The organism is Sinorhizobium meliloti, from assembly GCF_017876815.1.
Classification (GTDB): Bacteria; Pseudomonadota; Alphaproteobacteria; order Rhizobiales; family Rhizobiaceae; genus Sinorhizobium; species Sinorhizobium meliloti.
The window spans coordinates 829,995-850,519 of record NZ_JAGIOS010000003.1; the positions used below are offsets into that span (position 1 = coordinate 829,995).

The 20,525-nt window shown below is 61.9% G+C and carries 18 protein-coding genes; 8 read left to right on the top strand and 10 right to left on the bottom strand.

The window, feature by feature from the left end; all coding sequences use genetic code 11:
• Positions 1 to 54: 54 nt before the first annotated feature.
• From JOH52_RS30435 to JOH52_RS30450, 4 genes are all read right to left on the bottom strand, one after another.
• A complete protein-coding gene (locus JOH52_RS30435; protein ID WP_010968083.1) occupies positions 55 to 1,080 on the bottom strand; it encodes a sulfate ABC transporter substrate-binding protein in 1,026 nt (341 codons plus the stop codon).
• 559 nt (positions 1,081 to 1,639) lie between these two features.
• Complete coding sequence (locus tag JOH52_RS30440) at positions 1,640 to 1,831, bottom strand: CsbD family protein (protein ID WP_010968084.1); 192 nt, start codon at positions 1,829 to 1,831, stop codon at positions 1,640 to 1,642.
• Positions 1,832 to 2,546: 715 nt separating this feature from the next.
• Entirely contained in the window at positions 2,547 to 3,770 is a 1,224-nt protein-coding gene (locus JOH52_RS30445; protein ID WP_014531909.1) for an acyl-CoA dehydrogenase family protein, read from the bottom strand.
• 87 nt (positions 3,771 to 3,857) lie between these two features.
• A complete protein-coding gene (locus JOH52_RS30450) occupies positions 3,858 to 5,489 on the bottom strand; it encodes an ABC transporter substrate-binding protein (protein ID WP_014531910.1) in 1,632 nt (543 codons plus the stop codon).
• Between the two features lie 174 nt (positions 5,490 to 5,663).
• Between JOH52_RS30450 and JOH52_RS36655 the strand changes: the two genes are divergently transcribed.
• The gene (locus JOH52_RS36655; RefSeq protein ID WP_373865772.1) at positions 5,664 to 6,152 is read left to right on the top strand and encodes an amidohydrolase family protein; all 489 of its coding nucleotides are present in this window, start codon (positions 5,664 to 5,666) and stop codon (positions 6,150 to 6,152) included.
• Between the two features lie 22 nt (positions 6,153 to 6,174).
• On the opposite strand, the gene JOH52_RS30460 is transcribed toward JOH52_RS36655, so the two are convergent.
• Genes JOH52_RS30460 through JOH52_RS30480 form a run of 5 tightly spaced genes read right to left on the bottom strand, consistent with a single transcriptional unit; the run spans position 6,175 to position 11,158 of the window.
• The gene (locus JOH52_RS30460) at positions 6,175 to 7,236 is read right to left on the bottom strand and encodes an aldo/keto reductase (RefSeq protein WP_014531911.1); all 1,062 of its coding nucleotides are present in this window, start codon (positions 7,234 to 7,236) and stop codon (positions 6,175 to 6,177) included.
• A 14-nt stretch (positions 7,237 to 7,250) separates the two neighbouring features.
• Positions 7,251 to 8,195 carry an ABC transporter ATP-binding protein gene (locus JOH52_RS30465; RefSeq protein ID WP_014989658.1) on the bottom strand — a complete coding sequence of 315 codons (945 nt, stop codon included), beginning with the start codon at positions 8,193 to 8,195 and terminating at the stop codon, positions 7,251 to 7,253.
• Positions 8,173 to 9,171: an ABC transporter ATP-binding protein gene (locus JOH52_RS30470; RefSeq protein ID WP_014531913.1), complete on the bottom strand. Its 999-nt coding sequence runs from the start codon at positions 9,169 to 9,171 to the stop codon at positions 8,173 to 8,175. Before JOH52_RS30470 ends, JOH52_RS30465 begins: the two co-directional genes overlap by 23 nt.
• Before the next feature lie 2 nt (positions 9,172 to 9,173).
• Positions 9,174 to 10,172 carry an ABC transporter permease gene (locus JOH52_RS30475; protein ID WP_014531914.1) on the bottom strand — a complete coding sequence of 333 codons (999 nt, stop codon included), beginning with the start codon at positions 10,170 to 10,172 and terminating at the stop codon, positions 9,174 to 9,176.
• Entirely contained in the window at positions 10,172 to 11,158 is a 987-nt protein-coding gene (locus tag JOH52_RS30480; protein WP_014531915.1) for an ABC transporter permease, read from the bottom strand. The genes JOH52_RS30475 and JOH52_RS30480 overlap by 1 nt, the downstream gene beginning before the upstream one ends.
• A 297-nt stretch (positions 11,159 to 11,455) precedes the next feature.
• On the opposite strand from JOH52_RS30480, the gene JOH52_RS30485 reads away from it, so the two are divergent.
• From JOH52_RS30485 to JOH52_RS30515, 7 genes are read left to right on the top strand one after another with little or no spacing between them, the layout of a single operon-like run.
• Positions 11,456 to 12,496, top strand: coding sequence for an ABC transporter substrate-binding protein (locus JOH52_RS30485; protein ID WP_017266158.1), 1,041 nt, complete (start codon positions 11,456 to 11,458; stop codon positions 12,494 to 12,496).
• Between the two features lie 13 nt (positions 12,497 to 12,509).
• Positions 12,510 to 13,742, top strand: a complete 1,233-nt coding sequence (locus tag JOH52_RS30490) for an acyl-CoA dehydrogenase family protein (protein WP_017266159.1) — start codon at positions 12,510 to 12,512, stop codon at positions 13,740 to 13,742.
• Positions 13,743 to 13,751: 9 nt separating this feature from the next.
• Entirely contained in the window at positions 13,752 to 14,786 is a 1,035-nt protein-coding gene (locus tag JOH52_RS30495; RefSeq protein ID WP_013851115.1) for an ABC transporter substrate-binding protein, read from the top strand.
• Positions 14,783 to 15,661, top strand: a complete 879-nt coding sequence (locus JOH52_RS30500) for an NmrA family NAD(P)-binding protein (RefSeq protein ID WP_013851116.1) — start codon at positions 14,783 to 14,785, stop codon at positions 15,659 to 15,661. The genes JOH52_RS30495 and JOH52_RS30500 overlap by 4 nt, the downstream gene beginning before the upstream one ends.
• Complete coding sequence (locus JOH52_RS30505) at positions 15,658 to 16,908, top strand: FAD-dependent oxidoreductase (protein WP_014528306.1); 1,251 nt, start codon at positions 15,658 to 15,660, stop codon at positions 16,906 to 16,908. The genes JOH52_RS30500 and JOH52_RS30505 overlap by 4 nt, the downstream gene beginning before the upstream one ends.
• Positions 16,909 to 16,926: 18 nt before the next feature.
• On the top strand, positions 16,927 to 17,577 hold the full coding sequence (locus JOH52_RS30510; protein WP_014531918.1) for an NAD(P)-dependent oxidoreductase: 651 nt from the start codon (positions 16,927 to 16,929) through the stop codon (positions 17,575 to 17,577).
• A 15-nt stretch (positions 17,578 to 17,592) separates the two neighbouring features.
• Complete coding sequence (locus tag JOH52_RS30515) at positions 17,593 to 18,894, top strand: NtaA/DmoA family FMN-dependent monooxygenase (RefSeq protein ID WP_013851119.1); 1,302 nt, start codon at positions 17,593 to 17,595, stop codon at positions 18,892 to 18,894.
• A 125-nt stretch (positions 18,895 to 19,019) separates the two neighbouring features.
• On the opposite strand, the gene JOH52_RS30520 is transcribed toward JOH52_RS30515, so the two are convergent.
• A complete protein-coding gene (locus tag JOH52_RS30520; RefSeq protein WP_017266161.1) occupies positions 19,020 to 20,414 on the bottom strand; it encodes a sulfite oxidase in 1,395 nt (464 codons plus the stop codon).
• Between the last annotated feature and the right edge of the window lie 111 nt (positions 20,415 to 20,525).

Consider the following 20,525-nt stretch of genomic DNA (forward strand, 5'->3'; position numbering starts at 1 on the left):
CAGCCGCAAATCGTCACTGTCGCAAAGGCCAAATACGGCGCCGCCGAGCGCTGACTATCGTCCGGGACTATAGATACGATCGAAGATACCGCCAGCGCCGAAGAACTTCGGCTGAGCTTCCTTCCATCCGCCGAACTCGTCAATGGTGACCAGTGTGAGATCGGCGAAGCGGTCGATGTCCTTCTGATCCGCTGCCTCGGGCTTGAACGGCCGATAGTAGTGTTTGGCGACGATCTTCTGCCCCACATCACTGTAGAGATAATTGAGGTAGGCTTCCGCCATCTTGCGCGTGCCCTTACGGTCGACATTGCCGTCGACAAGCGCCACCGGCGGCTCGGCTCTGATCGAAATCGAGGGCGTAACGATATCGAAGTTGTCGGGGCCGAGTTCTTCGAGCGCGAGGTAGGCTTCGTTTTCCCAGGCGAGCAGCACGTCGCCGAGACCGCGCTGGACGAAGGTGGTCATCGCTCCCCACGCGCCAGTGTCGAGAGCGAGAACATGCTTGAAGAGTTGCGCCACATATTCCTCCGCCTTGGCATCGTCGCCGTTGTTCGTCGCCCGCGCCCACGCCCAGGCCGCCAGGAAATTCCAGCGGGCGCCGCCCGAGGTCTTCGGGTTAGGCGTGATCACCTGGATGCCTTCCTTGGTCAGATCGCTCCAATCCCTGATGCCTTTCGGGTTACCCTTGCGGACGAGAAAGACGACCGTCGAGGTGTAGGGAGCGCTGTCGTTCTCAAGACGGGTTTTCCAATCAACAGGGATCTTGCCGGTGGCCTGCGCAATCGCGACGATGTCCGCTTCAAGCGCGAGCGTCACCACATCGGCGTTCAGGCCGTCGATCACCAAGCGCGCCTGCTTTCCGGAGCCGCCATGCGATGTCTGGATCGTCACCGTCTCGCCCGTATCCGCCTGCCATTTTTCGGCAAAGGCGGCGTTGAATTCCTTGTAGAGTTTCCGTGTCGAGTCATAGGACACGTTCAGGATCGTCGTGTCCGCCTGAGCGAGACCGATATAACCGAGCTGCAGCATTCCGACCAGAAGAGCTCGTTTCACGACTTCGGCAAGTCTATCGGTTCGCATATCAACCTCCTTGCTTAGCTGGATGAAACTACCCCCCGAACGCCAGACGGGAAAGCCGAGATGGAGGCGATTGTGCGGCGCCCGTGCGCAATGTGCCATACGTGATCGGCGCGCTCAAACTCGCTTTTCCTGCGCATGGAATTTGGCAAGCCGATTGAGCGACGAAGCGACCGATCCGGAAGGTGGAACCACCGGCATCCATCGTGCGATTATCGGATGGTGGCGCCTAGAGAACATGGTGCTGGAGCCGCTCTTCAAGCCGACTGATTGATTGAAAGGGTGCGATTGTCTTATCTGCAGCGACGCCTCAGGCCCATGGGGTAAGCCCCCGGGGTCTGTATCGAACTTGATTGCAGGGATAATCGGTTGAGGCGCGGCTATGTCCGGATGGTCGGAGAGCTTCACGATCGTCGGCTGGCTTGAGGCCATGATGGCGCGCCGTCTCTGCACGTCAGCTCCGGCCAGAAAGATTGCCGGAGCGGCCGGGGACCCTCATTCTTCACCCGAAGCGGCCCGGCAGGCGCGGGAACAGGTTGCCACCAACCGCAGCTTCACTGCTTTAAGTCTTGTCGACAGCGCCTTTAACTGCGTCCTTTAACTTTCCCTTGGCTTGCTGGGCACCGCCCTTTGCCTCTTGCGCTGCGCCTTTGGCGCGGAGCGAGTTGTTGTCGGTTGCATCGCCCGCGGCCTTCTTGGCCTTACCAGCGAGCTCATTGGCCTTGCCGGCCACTTTGTCCTTTGCACTGCCCATGGGGGTCTCCCGGTTTGGAGGACGCGACTTGCGCCGCCACAGACGCTCGAACGAGCGGCTCGGCGCTTTTGTTCCCACTTGATCTGGATCAGCCAGCACGCATCAGCACAGGCTGCGGTCCTCCAACCGTTTGCCGAGATCCTCGCACTTGGAATCCGAAGTGGTCAGCTCCACGATCCAACTTTCGCCTCCGGCACGGGAAGCTTAGCCCAACCGGCAATGATTGGAGAGGATCAGGAATTCCGCTCGCGTGGTGGCCAAAGACCCAACGGCGGCGTCGGTTGCCGCGCCATTGTGAGGCTTGGTATTACCGCTATTACCGCATGCGACTCGCTCCCGGTTGCCGTTGCACTCGATACATATGCGATCTTCGAAGCACGAAATTGGAACGTTGGGCGAATGAAGGACGTATGCGCCACTGGCGATTGTGTTGTTCACAGCCCTGACCCCTGCCAGACCGCTATGCTTGGGACGTTTCGAGACGGTTAGGCAGCGAAAGCCAGATGGCGCTTGTGCCTCTGGGAGGAGGCGCGGCAGATGGCCTTCGCCCGTACGTGCTCAACCAACACGAAGCTATCCGCCTGAACGTCGCGGACCTCTCCGTCTCTTTTTCGAGGACGGGGTTTCACTATCTCGAACATCACGAAGCATTAGCGTTCACCATGGGAGAGCGTGCGGCCCCCTGTCTTGAGAGGGTGATGCTTGCGGGGCCCCCTCAAAACACCTTCCCTTCCCTCAGATGCGTGGTCGTGCCGTTCAGCAGATAGTCGCCCAGCACACGCGATTTGTGCAGCAACGGGTTGTGGTTGAGTATCGTGCGGATATTGCGCCAGTGCCGATCGAAGTTGTTGTTGCGGGAGGTCGCCGACCCGCCTCCGAGCTCGAACATGCGCCCGGCGCTTCGCAATCCGAGCTGACCAAGAACGAGTTGCGTTCGCGCCGTCGAAAGCGCACTGGCGATCAAGGCATCCTCGATCTCGACATCCGTTCCCACTCCGAGTGCGGCAGCCGAGCGGTCCAGCGCCTCCGCAGCTGTTGCGACCGCCGCATCGATAGCAAAGGAATTCGCAGCGATTTCGCCGATAACCTGCTGGACGAAAGAATCTTCACTTGCCGTTTCGGCGCTGCTGTGGGCGGCGGAGCGCGCCTGTTTCCGGACATAGGCGAGCCCGTCCGACAGAACGTTGCGCACGGCGCCGGCGGCGCTCGCCGCCAGATGCAACTGGCGCAGTGTCGAACAATGCCGGCCAACGAGACTGTCGAGGGTGCGGCGGGACAACTCGTGCGGAAATACCTCGACATTGTCGAGGATCACACTGCCGCTTGCCGTTAGTCGCTGCCCCATGCCATCCCAATCGTCGAGAATTGTGATGCCTTGCCTGTCGACTGGCAGCAGAACACCGACTGCCTGCCCTTCCTCATCCAGCGCACTGAACGAAGCAAAATCGGCGAAGGCCGTTCCGGTGGCGTACCATTTTCGGCCGTTGAGCCTATAGGTTTCACCCTGCCTGACAATCTTCGTCGTCACCTGTCCAGGACGGGCCGTGCCCTGCTCGGTGTGGGCACCGCCGAAGAGCTTTCCAGCGAGGATCAATTCAATCGCACCGCCGTCGCGCTCGCGAGGTTCGCTCAAGATGACGTTTTCAACATAGTTGAAATGCGCTCTCAGCGCATGTGCGACGTTCGAATCGGCAGCGCCAATCGCGGCTATCATCTCGATATAGTCGGCAACCGAACCGCCCGGCCCCCCGAGTGAAACCGGGACACGGAGGGTCCCAAGTTCCAGTTCACGGAAAAGCTCAAAGGCTTCGAAGGGGAGCTTACGCGAAAGATCTCGCTCGGCCGCACCCTTTGCGACTTCGGACACGAAGGCAGGAATGCGCGCAAGAAGTTCCGCGCGTGTTGGGCGGGACTCGGTCAGCGCCTTGGTTATCGTCACACGTCAACTCCGAAAATGAAGAAAAGGAGAGTGCAGTCGGTCGACCCGCCGGCTGCACTGGCGCCTCCGACGATTACGCCGGGATCATTACGATTGCCCGTCGAGATAAATGTCCGCCCCGTTGCTCCAGAGATGCTCGACACCCAGTTTCAGGTTCTTCACCCGCTTGTCGTAGACGGTGATCACCGCCGGCGTGACGATATCGAGCGTCGGTAAGTCCTCGACCACCAGCTTCTGGAACTCGTTGAAGAGTTCCAACCGCTTCTTCGGGTCGATCTCGACGGCGGCCGTTTCGAGCAGCCGGTCGACTTCCGGATTCGAATATTTGGAACCGTTGGTGAAGGGGACGCCCGGTTTGAAGTTTTTCGACCAGTAGAGGCGCTGGACGCCGACGGTCGGGTCGTAGAGATTGCTCATGCCCTCGATGGCGATGTCGAAGTCTCGATCAGTGAAGACGCGCTTGACGAAAGTCGCGAAGTCCTGCGTTCGCAGTTCCACCTTGATGCCAACCTTGGCAAGCGCCTGTGCGATGTATTCCGCGGTCTGCTTGGGAGGACCGGACGGCTGGGTCGGATCGATGAACAGCTTGAAGCGAAAACCATCGGCGCCGCGCGCGTAACCTGCCTCATCCAAAAGCTTCTCGGACTTCGCCGGGTCGAACTCGTACTTGGGAAGGTCCGGCGAGTAGAACTGCGCAAGGTCCGGGCTAACCGGTCCGTCGAGGCGGGTGGCGTAGCCGAGGTAGACGGTGTTGACGATGAAATCCTTGTCGACCGCATGCGCGATCGCATGTCGCACCTTGATGTCGGCCAGATACTTGTTCTCAAGGTTGAACTCCGCGCGGGCAATGCTCGGTGAATACGGCGCCGGGTCGGTATCGACGACGAGGTTCGGTTTGGCCTTCAGCCGGTCGATATCGGTCAGCGGCAGGTTGGCCGTCGAGACCTGCACCTCGCCGGTCTCGATCGCGGCCACAGCTGCGGCGGGGTCGACGATGAACCGGAAGATGATCTGGTCGAGGTACGGCTTTGGCGACCCCCAATAGTCTTCGTTGCGCACGAAAAGCGCGTGACTTCCGCGAACCCATTCGACGAACTTGTAAGGGCCGGTGCCAACCGGCGCGACGTTGTGCGGGTTTTCAGCAATCTTCGTTCCCTCGTAGAGATGTTTGGGAACGATCGGCGCTTCGAAGCTGGCGAAGGCGGTCAGCAGGTACGGAGCCGGTTTCGCAAGGGTCAGTTCCACCTCATGCGAATTGAGGACATTCGCCTCTTTCACATGCGCGAAGGTCGCCCGGCCGCGCGGATGGTTCTCCTTCAGCGCCAGGATTGAAAAAGCGACGTCTTCAGCAGTGAAATCCCTGCCGTCGTGCCAGCGCACGTCCTGACGCAGCTTGAACCAGTAGCGCAGGCCATCTTCGCTCACCGTCCACTCCGTGGCGAGCAGAGGTTGAGGATTGAAATCCTTGTCGTAGCTCAGCAGGCTCTCGGTCGCCTTGCCGCTGATGTAATAGGCAGCGCCGGCACTGTGGGCAATGAGCACGAGAACCGGCGGCTCCGTGCCGATGTTGATCGAGACGCTGCCGCCGCGCGTCGGCTCCTCGGCAGCGAACGAGGGCACCGGCAGCACTGGCATGGCAGTCGCGGTTGCAAGTGCAACGGAGGAAAGGAGGAACGCGCGTCGCGTAAGCTTCAAAATCGCAGTCTTTCTTGATGTCATCTTAGTATCCCTAAGGGCGCGCCCACGGCAGCGCCGATTTCTCCCGCACCCTCAAGGGCGATAGTCAGACCATATAAAATACACTAAAATATCGAGATAGAAGATTCCCAAGATCTCTCGCATTTCTGAAAAAACCTACTCAGTCCACGGCGTTTGCCGCATCCCTCTCGATGGGTGCCGTGTGGGCAGTGGGGAAAAGTTCGGCGTCGCATTCCTGTCGGTCATCCAGTCGCCCATTTCGCGACGAACTGCCGGACCTGCACCTGGTCTTTGCGACCCTCGGTCTTGGCGCACTCGTTCACGCGGCGCGGCGGCGTATACGGCCGCGCCGAGCGGGCGATAGGACGGCGGCCCGACGTCTACTTCGATACGATGGGGCATGATCCGGACATCATTCGCACGCTCACGGACTGTTTCGGCCCAGAACGCGTGCTCACCGGCACTGATTGGCCAATCCTTGCAGCTCTCAACCGGGACGAATTTCGAGGTAGTCTGTTACGAGCCGGGCTGAATGAGCAGGAGGCACGCCTCGTTACCGGCAGCAATGTCCGGCGCCTTCTCGGCTTGCAGCATGAGCGGCGGCGGCTGAGTAAAGGCCGACAAAACATAGAGCCCCGGATCAGTGATCCGGGGCTCTTTGCAACTCGGCTGCCATTGGACTGACGGCGCCTGGCCGCAAAACCCGTCAGGCGACGCGCTGCGAACGGGCAAGCGGAATGATCTCGGCTTCCGTCGCGCCGGACCTCGGCTCGCGTCCCTCGAGAGGATGACCCGGATCGGTGAAGCCCGGGGTCGAAGGATGGCCGGGCGCGACCAGGCGATCGACCAGGGCCTCGTCTTCCGCATCAAGCTTGACGTCGAGTGCGCGAATGTAGCCATCCCAGTGCTCTTCGGTGCGCGGGCCCGCAATGGTCGATGTGATCAGCCGGTTATTGAGCACCCAGGCGAGCGCAAAATCGGCGGCTGCGATGCCCTTGGCTTGTGCGTGGACGGCAATCTGCTTGGCGATCGAGATCGATTCTTCGCGGAACTCCACGTCGTGCATCCGCTTGTCGCCGCGCCCGGCGCGGGTATCGGCGGCCGGCGCTTCGCCGGGATTGTATTTGCCCGTCAGGACGCCACGCGCCAGCGGGCTATAGGACACGGCACCCAGTCCATAAGCGGCAGCCGCCGGCAATTGCTCGGCCTCTGCCGTGCGGTTGACAATGTTATAGAGCGGCTGGCTGGCGATCGGCCGGTCGATGCCGAGCTGGTCGGCGAGATGGGCGACTTCTGCAATGCGCCACCCCCTGAAATTCGAAACCCCGAAATAGCGCAGCTTGCCGGCCTTGATCAGGTCGGCGATCGCCCGCACCGGCTCTTCGAGCGGCGCATCGAAGACGGCGCGGTGGAAATAGAGGATGTCAATATAGTCCGTGCCGAGATTGCGCAGCGAGCTCTCGACGGTCTGGTAGACCCACTTGCGCGAATAGCCGCCGAGGTTCGGCCCCTTCTGGCGCGAATTAACGAACTTCGTCGCCACCACCCAGTGATCGCGATGCGCCTTGATGCCGCGCCCGACCACCTCTTCCGACTTGCCGTCGTGGTAGACGTCCGCCGTGTCGATGAAGTTGATGCCCTGTTCGCGCGCCTTGTCGATGATGCGGAAGGCGACGTCATCAGGCGTCTGGTTGCCGAACATCATGGATCCGAGTGTCAGCGGCGACACTTTGAGGGCGCTGCGCCCAAGATAGCGATACTCAACCATTCAAGTTCTCCATTTCAGTTGATGTGGTCCGCAACATGGCAGGCCACGTGATGGCCGGGCTTGATGGCGCGGAATTCAGGTTCGGCAACACGGCAAAGCTCGGTCGCCAACGGGCATCGGGTGTGGAACCGACAGCCAGGGGGAATGTTGTTCGGGCTCGGCAACTCGCCGCCAAGCGGAGCCGCCTGTCTCGGCCGCGAGGGATCGGGAACGGCGGCCATCAGCGCTCGCGTATATGGATGGCGCGGGTCCGACCAAAGCGTCTCGTTGTCGGCGCTTTCCACGATCCGACCGAGATACATGACCAGAACCCGATCGCAGAAATAGCGCACCACCGACAGGTCATGGCTGATGAAGAGGTAGGAGAGACCAAACTCCTTCTTCATCTCCACCAGGAGGTTCAGGATCTGTGCCTGGATCGACAGGTCTAGCGCCGAAACGGGCTCGTCGCAGACGATCAGTTCAGGATTGAGCAGTAGCGCGCGGGCAATGCCGATCCTTTGCCGCTGGCCCCCTGAGAATTCGTGCGGGTAGCGGTTGATGGCGTCGGCAGGCAGCCCGACCTTGGCGACGATGCTGGCGACAGTGCGACGGCGTTCTGGCGGGCTGCCGGCCTTGTGCACGATCAGCGGCGCTTCCAGGATTTCACCGATCGTGTGTCGCGGATTGAGCGATGCGAATGGGTCCTGAAAGATCATCTGGATCGACTTGCGGACGTTTCTCAGCCGCCCCTGGTCGAGTGCCGTGATGTCCTGGCCCTTGAACTCGATCCGCCCCGCGGTCGGATCGACAAGGCGCAGAAGTGTCTTGCCAAGCGTCGACTTGCCGCAACCACTTTCACCGACAAGCCCGACGGTCTCGCCACGCTCGACCACGAGATCGACGCCATCGACCGAGCGCAACAGTCCGTCGCGGGTCTTGTAATGGGTCTTGAGATTAGAGGCTGAGATGAGCGGCATCGGGGACGGCCTTGAGGGACGAGGTGAACGGGCAGGCGACGAGTCGGTCCGGCGTTTGAGCAATCAAAGGCGGCACCTGATGGGCGCAGCTTGCGCGCGCTTGGCGACAGCGCGGTCTGAAGGGACAACCCGCCTCGCCTGCCGCAGAAACGATCGTTCCGGGGATCTCGGTGAGCGGACCGTTCAGATAGTGAAAGTCGTTCTTCAAGCGCGGCGAAGCCGAAAGCAGCCCGCGCGTATAGGGATGCAGAGGATCGTTGAAGAGATCGCCGGGCAGTGCCTGCTCGACCTTGCGGCCGGCATACATCACGACGACCTTATCGGCCCATTGCGCGACGACGCCGAGGTCGTGGGTGATCAAAACGACAGCCATCTGCAGCTCGCGCCTGAGGGTGTCGAGGAGATCCAGAACCTGCGCCTGGATCGTCACATCGAGCGCCGTCGTCGGCTCGTCGGCAATCAGCAGTTTCGGCCGGCAGGCGACCGCCATGGCGATCATGACCCGCTGGCGCATGCCGCCCGAGAGTTGGTGCGGATAGTCGTCGATCCGCTTTTCGGCGGCAGGGATGCGCACGAGCTTCAGAAGCTCGATCGCGCGTTCTCGCGCCGCCCTGGCCGAGACGTTTTCATGCACCTTCAGCACTTCGCCGATCTGCCGGCCGATCGACATGACAGGATTGAGGCTCGTCATCGGCTCCTGAAAGATCATGGCGATCTCGCGCCCGCGCAGGCGTCGCATTTCTCGCGCATCCAGATCCAGGAGGTCGCGGTCGTCAAAGATGATGCGGCCGCTGGTCACTTGTGCTGCGCGCGGCAGCAATTGCATCAGGGCGAGCGCCGTCAGCGATTTGCCCGAACCGGATTCTCCGACGATCGCCAGTGTCTCGCCCGCCCCAACCTCAAACGACAGGTTGCGGACCGGTTCCGCGCGCGGAAAGCCGATGGTGAGGTTTTCGACCTGAAGCAGCGGCGCCATCGTCAACGATCCTGCGTGAAGCGCGGATTGAGAGCGTCGTTCAGTCCGTCACCGATGAGGTTGAGCGCAAGCACCGTAAAGACGATCGCGAGGCCCGGAAGCGCTGTCAGGTACCAGGCGGTTCGGACCAGTTCGCGGCCGGTGCCGATCATCGAGCCCCAGCTCACCACATTCGGATCGCCGAGACCCATGAAGGAGAGCGCCGACTCCATCAGGATCGCGGTTGCGACCATGACCGAAGAAGTGACGATGATCGGCGGCAGTGCATTCGGTAAGATCTCGCAAAAGATGATCCGACCATCGCCAAAGCCGAGACTGCGGGCGGCCATGACAAAATCCTTTTCACGGATTGCACGGAATTCGGCCCTGGTCAGCCGCGCGACCGTCGGCCAGGAGATGACGGCAATCGCAAGGGTGACGGTGGTTGCCGAAGGTTGGACAATCGCGACCAGAACGACGAGGAGCACGAAGCTCGGCAGAGTCTGGAAGATCTCGATGAGCCTGACGAGTAGGTCGTCGATCCAGCCACCGAAGTAACCGGCAATCGCACCGACGAAAACACCGAAGGTGAGACCGAGCGCCGTCGCCATAAGCCCCACGAACAAGGAGATCCGCGACCCGTGCAGAATGCCTGCCAGGACGTCACGACCAAGCGAATCCGTGCCGAGCGGAAAACCTGGATGCTGGCCTGGCCAGAGGAACGGTTTTCCAACCATGGACAGGGGGTCGCCGGGATAGAGCACCGGCGCCAGCAGTGCGACGGCGATCACGAGCGCGAGGAATGCAGTGCCGAACAGCGCATTGGGGTTGGCGAGAAAGACCTTCAGTGCCCTCCGCCCGTTGGTAATGGCGACCGCTGCGGTCTGCTGAGAGCGCGCGTCGGGAGCCTTCATATTGCTCCAGGCCGGACGTTCCGGCGCGGTTGCCTGCTCGTTCGTGGCCGGAGCAGCATAGGCGCCGCCCGTGACAGCTGGAAAGGCCCCGAAGTCGGTGGTGGACATCAGCGAGCTCCTATTCGGGGATCGAGCCAGGCGTGGACGAGGTCCACTGCCGCGTTGGCGATGATGACGAGAAGAGAGGACAGGAGCAGGATGCCGAGCAGCACGGTGAAATCCCGGCCCATGACCGCCTCGAAGGCGAGGCGACCTAGACCCGGCCAGCTATAGACGGTTTCCACCACCACCGCGCCGCCGAGCATGCCGCCGATGTGCATTCCAGCCATGGTCGTGATCGGGATCAGCGCGTTTCGCAGAATGTGCCTCGCTGTCACGCCAAACGGCGTCAGACCCTTGGCATAGGCGGTGCGCACGAAATCATGGTTCTTGACTTCGAGCATGGCAGCGCGTGTCAGCCGCGCATAGATCGCGACGTAGAAGAGCGCGAGCGAGGTCGCTGGCAGCACCATGTAGCGCGCCTTATCGAGCAGTGCCGGGAACCCTTTCAACTGCGAGCCGATCGTCGCCGCGCCGCCGCTCGGCAGCCAACCGAGTTTGACCGAGAAGAGCACGATCAGCATCAGGCCGATCCAGAAGCTCGGGATCGAGTAAAAGAGCAGCGAGAAGATTGACAGCAGGCGGTCCGGGATCCGTCCTGCAAAGCTTGCCATTAGCGATCCCAACACGACCCCGAGAAGGATGGCAATGAAGAGCGCAACCGCCATCAGCGTCAGTGTTCCCGGCAGGCGCTGGACAATCAGGTCGGCAACCGGCATGCCGTAGCGCGGTGAAAATCCAAGACTGAACTGAGCGAGGTTGCCGAGGTAGGTCGCCAATTGCTCGAGCACCGGACTATCCAGCCCGAAGCGGGCTCTCAGCGCCGCAACACTCTCTTCCGTCGCCGAACCCGCCTCGCCGGCCAGAACATCCGCCGCGTCACCAGGTGCCAACTGCAAAAGGAAGAAGTTCAGGATCACGATTCCGAGGATCGTCGGAACCGCCTGCAGAAGTGTTCGTCGAAGCGTTCGCGCAATTCTGATCAGCACCGGCATCGATGTCGCCTCTCCATTTGGCTGTCCGCCAACGGCGAACCTGCACCTCGGCCTGATCTTTCGCCGCCGAATGATTTTATAGTTGACTAAATACATAGGCTTTGTCAAATGTGTTTTAGCAATTTCACCCTGCGGCTGGCTGATTACCGGAACACCATTCCAGTGTTTACGGCCAACCCCGAGATTTGAAGAATTTCAATCCTGCATGAGCACAGTTCTCGCAATGGCCGACTAGGAAGACGCGCTCGAACGAAAAACGCTTCCCGGCACAGCCCATCAGAGACAGCGGAGGATCCCGTGACACGCAAGAATGCCATCTCACACATCTGGTACACGCGCTGCCCCGTGCCGACACCTATGGGGCTTGCCACCCAGCTTGGCCTCCTCGACACGGCATTTGCCGCCGAGGGCATCAAGCTGAACTCGATCATCGACAGCAAGGATCGCTCCATCCGGTCTAGCCATTTCGATCACCATCTCGACTATTCGTTTCGCCATGGCGGCAATGTCCCGCCGATTCGCGCCCGCTCGGAAGGCAATCCGACGCGGCTGGTCGGCATCACCTGGACAGACGAGTTCCAGGCGATCATCACGCTGTCCGAAACCGGGATCAAAACGACACGCGACCTCGTCGGCCGGCGCTTCGGCATTGCGCGTCGCCCACCTGGGATCGTCGACTTCATGGCCGCTACCGCTCTGAAGGGCCTCGTTTCCGCTCTCTCGCTCGACGGGCTCGCACCCTCCGACGTCGAGATCGTCGACATCCCGCTTTCCGAAAGCGTGCTCGACGGCAGAGAGGGGCCGCAGCTCTACGGCCTCAGAAACCGTCAGGCCTATGGCCCCGAAATTGCGGCGCTGCTGCGCGGAGAGGTGGATGCCATCTATGTCAAAGGCACGCCCGGCATTGCCGTTGCCAACCTGTTCGCGGCCCACACGGTCGCAGAATTCGGCTTCCACCCCGACCCAAAAATCCGCATCAATTCCGGCTCCCCACGGGTACTGACCGTGGACGAGCGACTGGCGGAACATCGTCCTGATCTCGTCGCCAAGCTGATCGCGACTTTGAATCAGGCCGGCGCCTGGGCCGAGGAGCATCCCGACGAGGTGCGCCGCTTCGTTGCCCGCGAAGTCGGCGCTTCAGAAGAGGTCGTTGCCGCGGCCAACGGCCCCGATCTGCACAAACATCTCGGCATCGGCCTCGAACCGGAACTCGTCGCTGCGATCGGGCACTACAAGGACTTCCTGCATGAATGGGGGTTCCTCGAATGCAACTTCGACATCAACGCATGGGTCGACCACCGCCCCTGGGCGGAGCTCGACGTCCGCACTGTCGCCTGAACGAGAGCAACCGATGACCGATCCCAAACGTTTTGCACCGGTGCTTGCCAAGGCCGAAGAGCTTGGAAAGCGCTTCGCCCTGACAGCACGCCACTACGATGAAACAGGCGAATTCCCATTTGCCAACTTCGACGCGTTGCATGAGGCGGGACTGCTTGGCCTGGTGACTGCGACGGAGCATGGCGGTCTCGGTGGCGGACTGACGGACGCGCTCGCCGTCGTTTCGGCAATTGCCCGTGGCGAGCCCTCGACCGCTCTCGTCCTTTCGATGCACTACAACCAGCACTATTCGGTGCGCACCTCAGGCAAATGGCCGCCGCACCTTGTCGAGCGTGTCACCAGAGCCAATCGGGAGGGTGTGGCGTTGATCAATGCTGCCCAGGTGGAGCCGCGCGTCGGCTCTCCATCGCATGGGTCGTTGCCGGAAACCATTGCTCGGCGCGTTGGCGACCAGTGGCGCATCACCGGCCACAAGACCTACGCGACCGGCATTCCGCTTCTGCGCTGGGTGGCTGTCCTTGCTGTTACCGACGAGCCGGAGCCGCGACTGGGCTCGTTCCTCGTGCCGACGTCGGCCGACGGCATCCGCGTCGAAAAGACCTGGAACGCAACGGGTATGCGGGCAACCAACAGCGACGACCTGATCCTTGATGACGTGGCGATCCCGCTCGAGGATGTTCTCGAAATCGCGCCGGCGAGCGAGGGCCTGAAACGCGACGAACGCATGGGCGCCTGGTATTTCAGTCTCGTCCCCGCGATCTACGACGGCGCGGCACGCGGCGCACGCGACTGGTTGATCGACTTTACCACCTCGCGAGCGCCGGCAAGCCTCGGCGCTCCCCTCTCAACCGTTCCCCGCATCCAGGATGGGCTTGGCGAGATCGAGGTCCTCCTGACGGTCAATCGCCGGCTTCTGCGCTCGATCGCCGAGGATTTTGACAGCGGACGCGCCTTCGGGGCTGACGCCGCCGCGGTCAAACACACGGTGATCGCCAATGCGATCACGGTGACGACGCTTGCCCTTGAGCTTGGCGGCAATCCCGGCATCAGCCGCGACAATCCGCTGGAACGTCACCATCGTGACGCGCTCTCTGGCAAGGCGCACGCGCCGCAGAACAACCTCATCCGGATGATGCTCGCCAAAGCCGCATTCAGCCGCCACGCCGCAACGCACGCTGTCGCGCTCGATCCGGTGCCCGTCCGCTCTCACCAGCAACCCCGTCTTGCCGTCGTCGGCCGCAGCTAGGAGTTTTGGATGTCCTCCCTCTCTTCCGTCTGGTACACGCGCTGCCCCGCCCCCAGCCCGCTGTCGATTGCCCATCAGCTCGGCTGGGTCGACAAACAGTTTCAGAGCGCCGGCGTTGCCGTCCGCTCGATCCGCGACAGCAAGGATCCGTCGGTCCGCCAAAGCCATTTTACTCATGCGCTGGATTACTCGTTTCGGCAGGGTGGCAACATTCCACCGATCTGGGCGCGGTCTGGCGGGCGCGAGACACGCGTCGTAGGCATCACCACCACAGACGAGTTCCAGGCGATCGTAGCACTTCCAGGTTCCGGCATTCTCGCCGCGAGTGACCTGAAAGGCCGCCGCATCGGGGTACCGCGCAAACCCAATTCCGAGGTCGTCGATTTCCAGCGCGCCACCGCGTTGAAGGGCATCGTTTCAGCCCTTTCACTCGGCGGCCGCGATCACGGCGATGTCGAACTCGTCCCTCTCGATACCGACGAGGGCAACCTGATCGAACGCGGCAATGCCGCCTTCCTCGGCTTGAAGCGCCGATATCCCTATGGCGATGAACTGCTGGCTCTGGCCTCAGGCAAGATCGACGCCTTCTTCGTCAAGGGCGCGGAAGGCATCGTGCTCGCCAACCAGATCGGCGCAGTGGTGGTATCGGAGTTCGGCTTCCATCCGGATGCGAAGATCCGCATCAACAACGGCACGCCCCGGCCACTGACGGTCGACGCACGCTTCCTCGACGAACATTTCGACCTTGTCGTCGATCTCGTGGCGACTGTCGCGCGCGTCGGCGAATGGGCGGTTTCCAACCCGGATACAGCAGTCCGGTTCATCGCGAACGAGATCGGCGTCGGCGAGGATGCGGTCTGGGCAGCCAATGGACCGAACGTCCATCGCCACCTCGCTCTCACATTGGACGACGAACAGATCGCCGCGTTCGATCACTTCAAACGCTTCCTTCTCGATTGGGGCTTCATTCCCAAAGATTTCGACGTCTTCGGCTGGATCGACGAGAAGCCGTTACAGGCTGCGTTGCGGCGGACAGCCGCATGAGCGAGAGGCCGATCCTCGTTACCGGCGCCACGGGCAAGCTCGGCCGACTCGTCGTCGAACGGCTCGTGGCGTTCGGACAACCGGTTCGCGTCTTTACCCGGCGCCCCGAGGCTGCAGGTGCCCTGTTCGGCAAGACCGTGCAGATCGCCGCCGGCGATTTCGGCGACCGCACTTCGCTCGAAACGGCCGTTCGGGGCGTAGCGCGGCTTCTTCTTCTGTCGCCGATCAGCGCCAGGCTCGTCACGGATCAGGTCGCTGCTGCCGATGCAGCCGTCGCTGCAAACGTTGCTCGCATCGTCAAGATTTCGGGCTCCGACTGGACGATCGAACCGGCGGGCAATTCGATATCCGGTGATGCCCATGCTGCCGTCGAACGGCACTTGGGAAGCCTGCCGATCGAGGCGGTTTCGCTTCGGCCCAATGCCTGGATGCAGGTCTCGCTCGCCAACATCATCAGGCAGGTAGTCACGAGTGATCAGGTCGTCGCAGCAAACCTCGACGCTGGTATCGGCTACATCGACGCGCGCGACATCGCCGATGTCGCCGTGCAACAGCTCCTTGCTGATCGTCTCGATGGCCGCACGCTCAACCTTACCGGTCCGGACATCGTCTCGTTCCGGCAGATCGCCTCTCTCATGGCCGCCGCGTTGAAACGGTCGGTGGCAGCACTCGAGGAGCCGCCACAGATTGTTCCCCAAGATGGTGACTTCGAGCATCGCGCCGTTGCGCAATTCGTAAGGTTGATCGCTGCCGGCCGCGCCGCGACGACGACCGACGTCGTGCGGACGCTGCTTGGCCGCTCGCCCCGTACCGTCGCCGCCTTCATCTTAGAACAGGTCGCTCCGGCGGCTGCAGTCCCCGAGTATCAGCCATGACCATACCCCTCGTCGACGTCGCCATCATCGGTGGAGGACCGGGCGGTCTCGCCCTGGCACAGGGCTTGAAGAAGAATGGCATTGACACCGCCGTTTTCGAGCGTGACCCGGTTCGTGCAGACTATGTGCAGGGTTTTCGCATGCGGATCCGGCAACGGGGTATCGACGCGCTCGAGGCGAACCTGCCGGCTCATCTCTTTCAAGCCTTCCTTGATACGCTCGGAATTGCGCCAACGGAAAACCTCGCCCTCGACGAAACATTCCACCGGCAGGAAAACGCAAGTCAGGGATCAGGCGATCTCGAGGATACGCATATAGAAAAGTCGGTCAGCCGCATCACGCTGCGCCAGATCCTTCTGTTCGGTCTCGAGGACATTTTCCATACCGGCAAGCGGTTCGAGCGCTACGAGCGGCTGGCCGACGGAACCGTGCTTGCGCATTTCGCCGACGGCTCGGCCATACGCGCCAACCTTTTGGTCGGCGCTGACGGTGCCGGTTCGGCGGTCCGCCGCCAGCTGTTGCCTCACCTCAAGAGCATCGACACGGGCGTCCGCCGGCTGGCCGGCAAGATCACCCTCGCCGCGGCGGCCCGACACGGCATCTCGCCGCTTCTTACCGAGTTCAACACCAACATTCGCCCGCGCGACGGCCGGGGCCTGATGATCACCAGCCACCGGGTCGATCCTTCCGCCTATGCCCGTCACGATCTCATTGGCAGCGAGGATCCCGACCATGCCGACATCCCCGGCTTCCACTTCAACAACTCCACTAGCTACACTTGGTGGAACACTGCCTACGACACGGACGAGCTCGGGCCGGATGCGGTACTCGAAACGCTCGACGGAGCGGCCCTGCTCGAAACGCTCCTTCGGCATATTGGTCACTGGGACGAGCGCATCCTGAAGCTCATTCGCCACAGCGACCCGTCAACGGTCGCCTTCCTCAAGGTCAAGAGCTCCACGCCCGGCGCGGTGTGGCAAAGCGGTCCGGTGACGCTGCTCGGCGACGCGATTCACGCGATGACCTATTTCCGCGCGCTTGGCGGCAACACCGCCCTTTACGATACCGGCTTGCTCGTTCGCGAGCTCGTGGCTGCGCGGCGCAATGGCAAGCCGCCGCTCGCCGCAGTGAACGACTACGAAAACGCCATGCGCGAGCACGGCTACGAAGCCGTGCGGTCCTCACTTTCAGCCATGCAGCGTAATGTCGGTGCCAATCGGCCGCTGAAGGCCATACCTCACCTCTAGCATCAGGAAAGCTTGATCATGCCCATCGTCGTCTTCGGTGCTTCCGGAAACATCGGTAGCGACATCCGCAAAGAGGCCTTGTCGCGCGGGCACCGCGTGACAGCCGTGACGCATTCCGCAGACCTGGAGCCTGCCGAACGCCTCACGGCGCTGAAGGCGGATATCGCTGATCCGGAGGAAGTGGCAAGGATCGTCGTCGGTCACGATGCGGTCATCAGCGCCTACAGCCCCGGTCTGCGCCGCCATTCGGCGGAGGATGCCGCTGTTCTCATCGAGAAAGCGCATGCTTCCCTTTTCGAAGGCGTCAAGTGCGCCGGCGTCCGCCGCATCCTCATCGTTGGCGGGGTTGGAAGCCTTCAGGCAAGTCCCGGCGTCGACGTCGTCGACAGCGATTTCTACCCCGCGGACCACAGGGCCCACACGCTGCGCAACCGCGAGATCCTGCGCAGCCTCAGGCGCGGCGAGCACGACCTTGACTGGACTTATGTCTCCCCGCCTCTTTCCATCAAGGCGGGCGAGCGAACCGGCCGTTTCAGGCTCGGCGAAGATGCGCTCCTGCGTGACGAAGCAGGAGAGAGCCGCATCTCCGACGCCGATTTCGCCATAGCCATCGTCGATGAACTCGACAAGGGACAATTCATCCGCCGCCGCTTCACCGCGGCCTATTGAAGGACCTTCAATCGCATGCCCCGCAAGCTCAATCTGAATGTCGGCATCAACACCACCGGTTATCTGCCGGCAGCGTGGAAGTACCGCAGCGGCAACCGCCACGACATCTACGACCCCGGCTACTACAAGCGCTTGACCGAACTCGCCCATCGGGGTCTGTTCGACGCGGTGTTTTTTTCCGATCATCCCGCATTGATGACCGATCCGAATAGCCGTCCATTCCATACCATTGACCCGCTGATCCTCTGTACGGCGCTCGCAGCGCAGGTGCCCGATATCGGCTTCGTCGCAACGATGTCCTCCACCTACAACTCGCCGTACAACCTGGCCCGCCGGACCCAGTCGACGGACATCGTTTCGGGCGGGAGGCTGATCATCAATATCGTCTCGTCCTTCAACCCGAACGTGGCGGCCAACTTCGGCTCCGCACCGCTGCCTCCGCGCAGCGAGCGCTACGCGAAGGCTTCCGAATTTCTCGACGTCGCCAAGAAGCTTTGGGCAAGCTGGGATCCTGCCCGAGAAGGCCATGTGCCCGACGAACGTTTCTGGGATGCAGGTAGTGCGCATGCGATCGACCACGAGGGCGATCATTTCACGGTTAAGGGACCGTTGAATGTTCCCCGCGGCCCGCAAGGCCATCCGGTCATTGCGCAAGCAGGCGCCTCCGAGGGCGGCATCGAACTCGCCGCCCGCCATGGCGAGATCATCTATTGCAACATCCTCTCCCGCCCAGCCGGCCAGGCCTTCGGCAAGAGGGTCAGGGATCGCGCTGCAGGCCTCGGCCGCGATCCCAAGGGCATCCGGATCGTGCCCGGGGTAGTGGTCATCCTCGGCGAGACGAAAGAAGAAGCACTGCGTAAACACGAGCTCTTCAGCGGCGCAGGTTCGGAAGACGGCCTGATCGCGCGGTTCATAAAGGAGAACGGCATCGATCCGGATGGTTTCAATCCGGATGCAGTGCTGGACGCCGAACGCTTCATCCCGGATCCCAACCGCCTGCAGGCGGTCGGCATGGGGTTGGGGCTTTCCGATCTTCTGACGCATGAGAAATTGACGGCAAGGCAAGTGGTACGCCGCTCCGAGGGCCATCATCGGCTACTGCTCGGGACCGCAGAAGAGGTAGCTGATGCGCTCATTGATTTATGGGACGACGGCACCGTCGACGGCTACACGCTTCAGCCGCCAAGAGCACCAGACGATATCGAGGAATTCGTGGACAAAGTAGTCCCGATCCTCCAGGACCGCGGAGTTTATCGCAGCCGTTACGAGGAGCGCACCGTCCGCGAACGCTACGGTTTGCCGTTTCCAGCAGATTGAGGATAGGCCTTGTCGACCCGGCGTCAGAGGGCAAGCGGCTTGTCTTCCCGATTGCGAAAACTGGCTCTCACCACCTTTTCACCGCACATGAAGCAACGCCGCTTTGAAACGCGTGCTTTCCGCCTTCAGATTACCCGCGCTGCAACAGAGTGGATCGAGTTGTTGCCGTAGCCCAGACGGTTCCACTCAGCGTGCTCGGGTTGGGTCCGGCCCGTCATGTCGGTGGCGCGCACCCGTACGGTGAGTGGCCCCGTCTCCTCAAGTCGCGTGATCAACTCCCACCGTTGCCAGGCAGAGCGTCGTCGTTCGCCAACGAGCCGAGCCTCGCGCCACGGGCTGCCGTTCAGGCTTACATCGACCCTGGAGATGTTCCCGGCACCCGACCACGCGACCCCACGGATCGCGGTGTCGCCGCGCGGCAGGTTCTCCCCCTCTTCAGGCGAAGATATCAACGCTCGCACGTTCATCAGCTTCACCTGCGCGCGCTCATCGTGCCCGTTTCGCACCCAATGGTACCAGTATTTCTCCGCCTGATAGTATGCCTCGCAGGGTTGGTCGGTAACGACAATCTCGGTCAGCCACTTGACCGACGCTACCGCATACCAACCGGGCACGATCAGCCGCAATGGATAGCCATGAGGTGGTGACAGCGTTTCGCCGTTCATCTCATAGGCAAGAAGCGCATCCGTTTCACGAATCTGGTCGAGGCTGAGGCCGCGTTCGAAACGAACCGGCGCGTCGTGCCCGTCGACGACCCCGCTGTCGGCACCGCGGAAGGTGAGTTCGGTCGCGCCGGCTCGCAGTCCCGCTCGCTCAAGCACTTCCATCAGGCGAACGCCGGTCCACTCGGCAGTGCTGACGGCGCCCAGTCCCCAGGCTTCGCCGGGCACGGCCGGATCGAACAGGCTACGGCCGTTGCCAGCGCATTCCAGCGTCACAACCTGGCTTTCGGCATGAAGATTGTGAAGCTCCCTCATGCTCAGTTTCAGTGGTCTTTCGACCAGCCCGCCGATCGAAAGCCGGTAGTTGTCACCGCCAAGGTTCGGGATATCGAAGTGGTTCCGCAGGTAAAACCGACCGTTTGGCATCACGGCACCGCCTGCAAGGTCCGGCACCGAGGTCTCGCCATTCAACGGATTGACGCTGTGAATGAGAAGGCCAGCCTCGACGGCATCCTGGCAGGCGTCTGCGGGGTCGAGCACCTCTGCCGAGACGTCCACTGGACGTTCTTCGCAGCCGCCCCTCGAAACCATCGCGGCGCAAGTCATCGCTGCCGTCACTTCGACGTCGCCGGCTTGACGGAGAGGCGCCAAAAAAGCCTGAAGGATGGCCTCATCCGCTGCTTCGGCAATGAAGAACAGCGAATGTGAGCCCTGTGCGACGGCTTCCCCCTTGATCAGCACACCGTGGCGAGCAGCGCTCGGCCGGCTCAAATGGTTCAACAGCATCGTGCCCTTGGCTGGATCGCGCGCGGGACAGGTTTCGGGCGAGTGCTGATGGTGCACAATGAACAAAGGCAATGGGACCTCCATACTCGGGCAGCAGCGAACCGTCATCAGTGGTGGTCCTTCGGCCACTTCAGCACCCCCGCATGATCAGATAGAACCGCGCGGCCTCCCGGCCAGGATTAG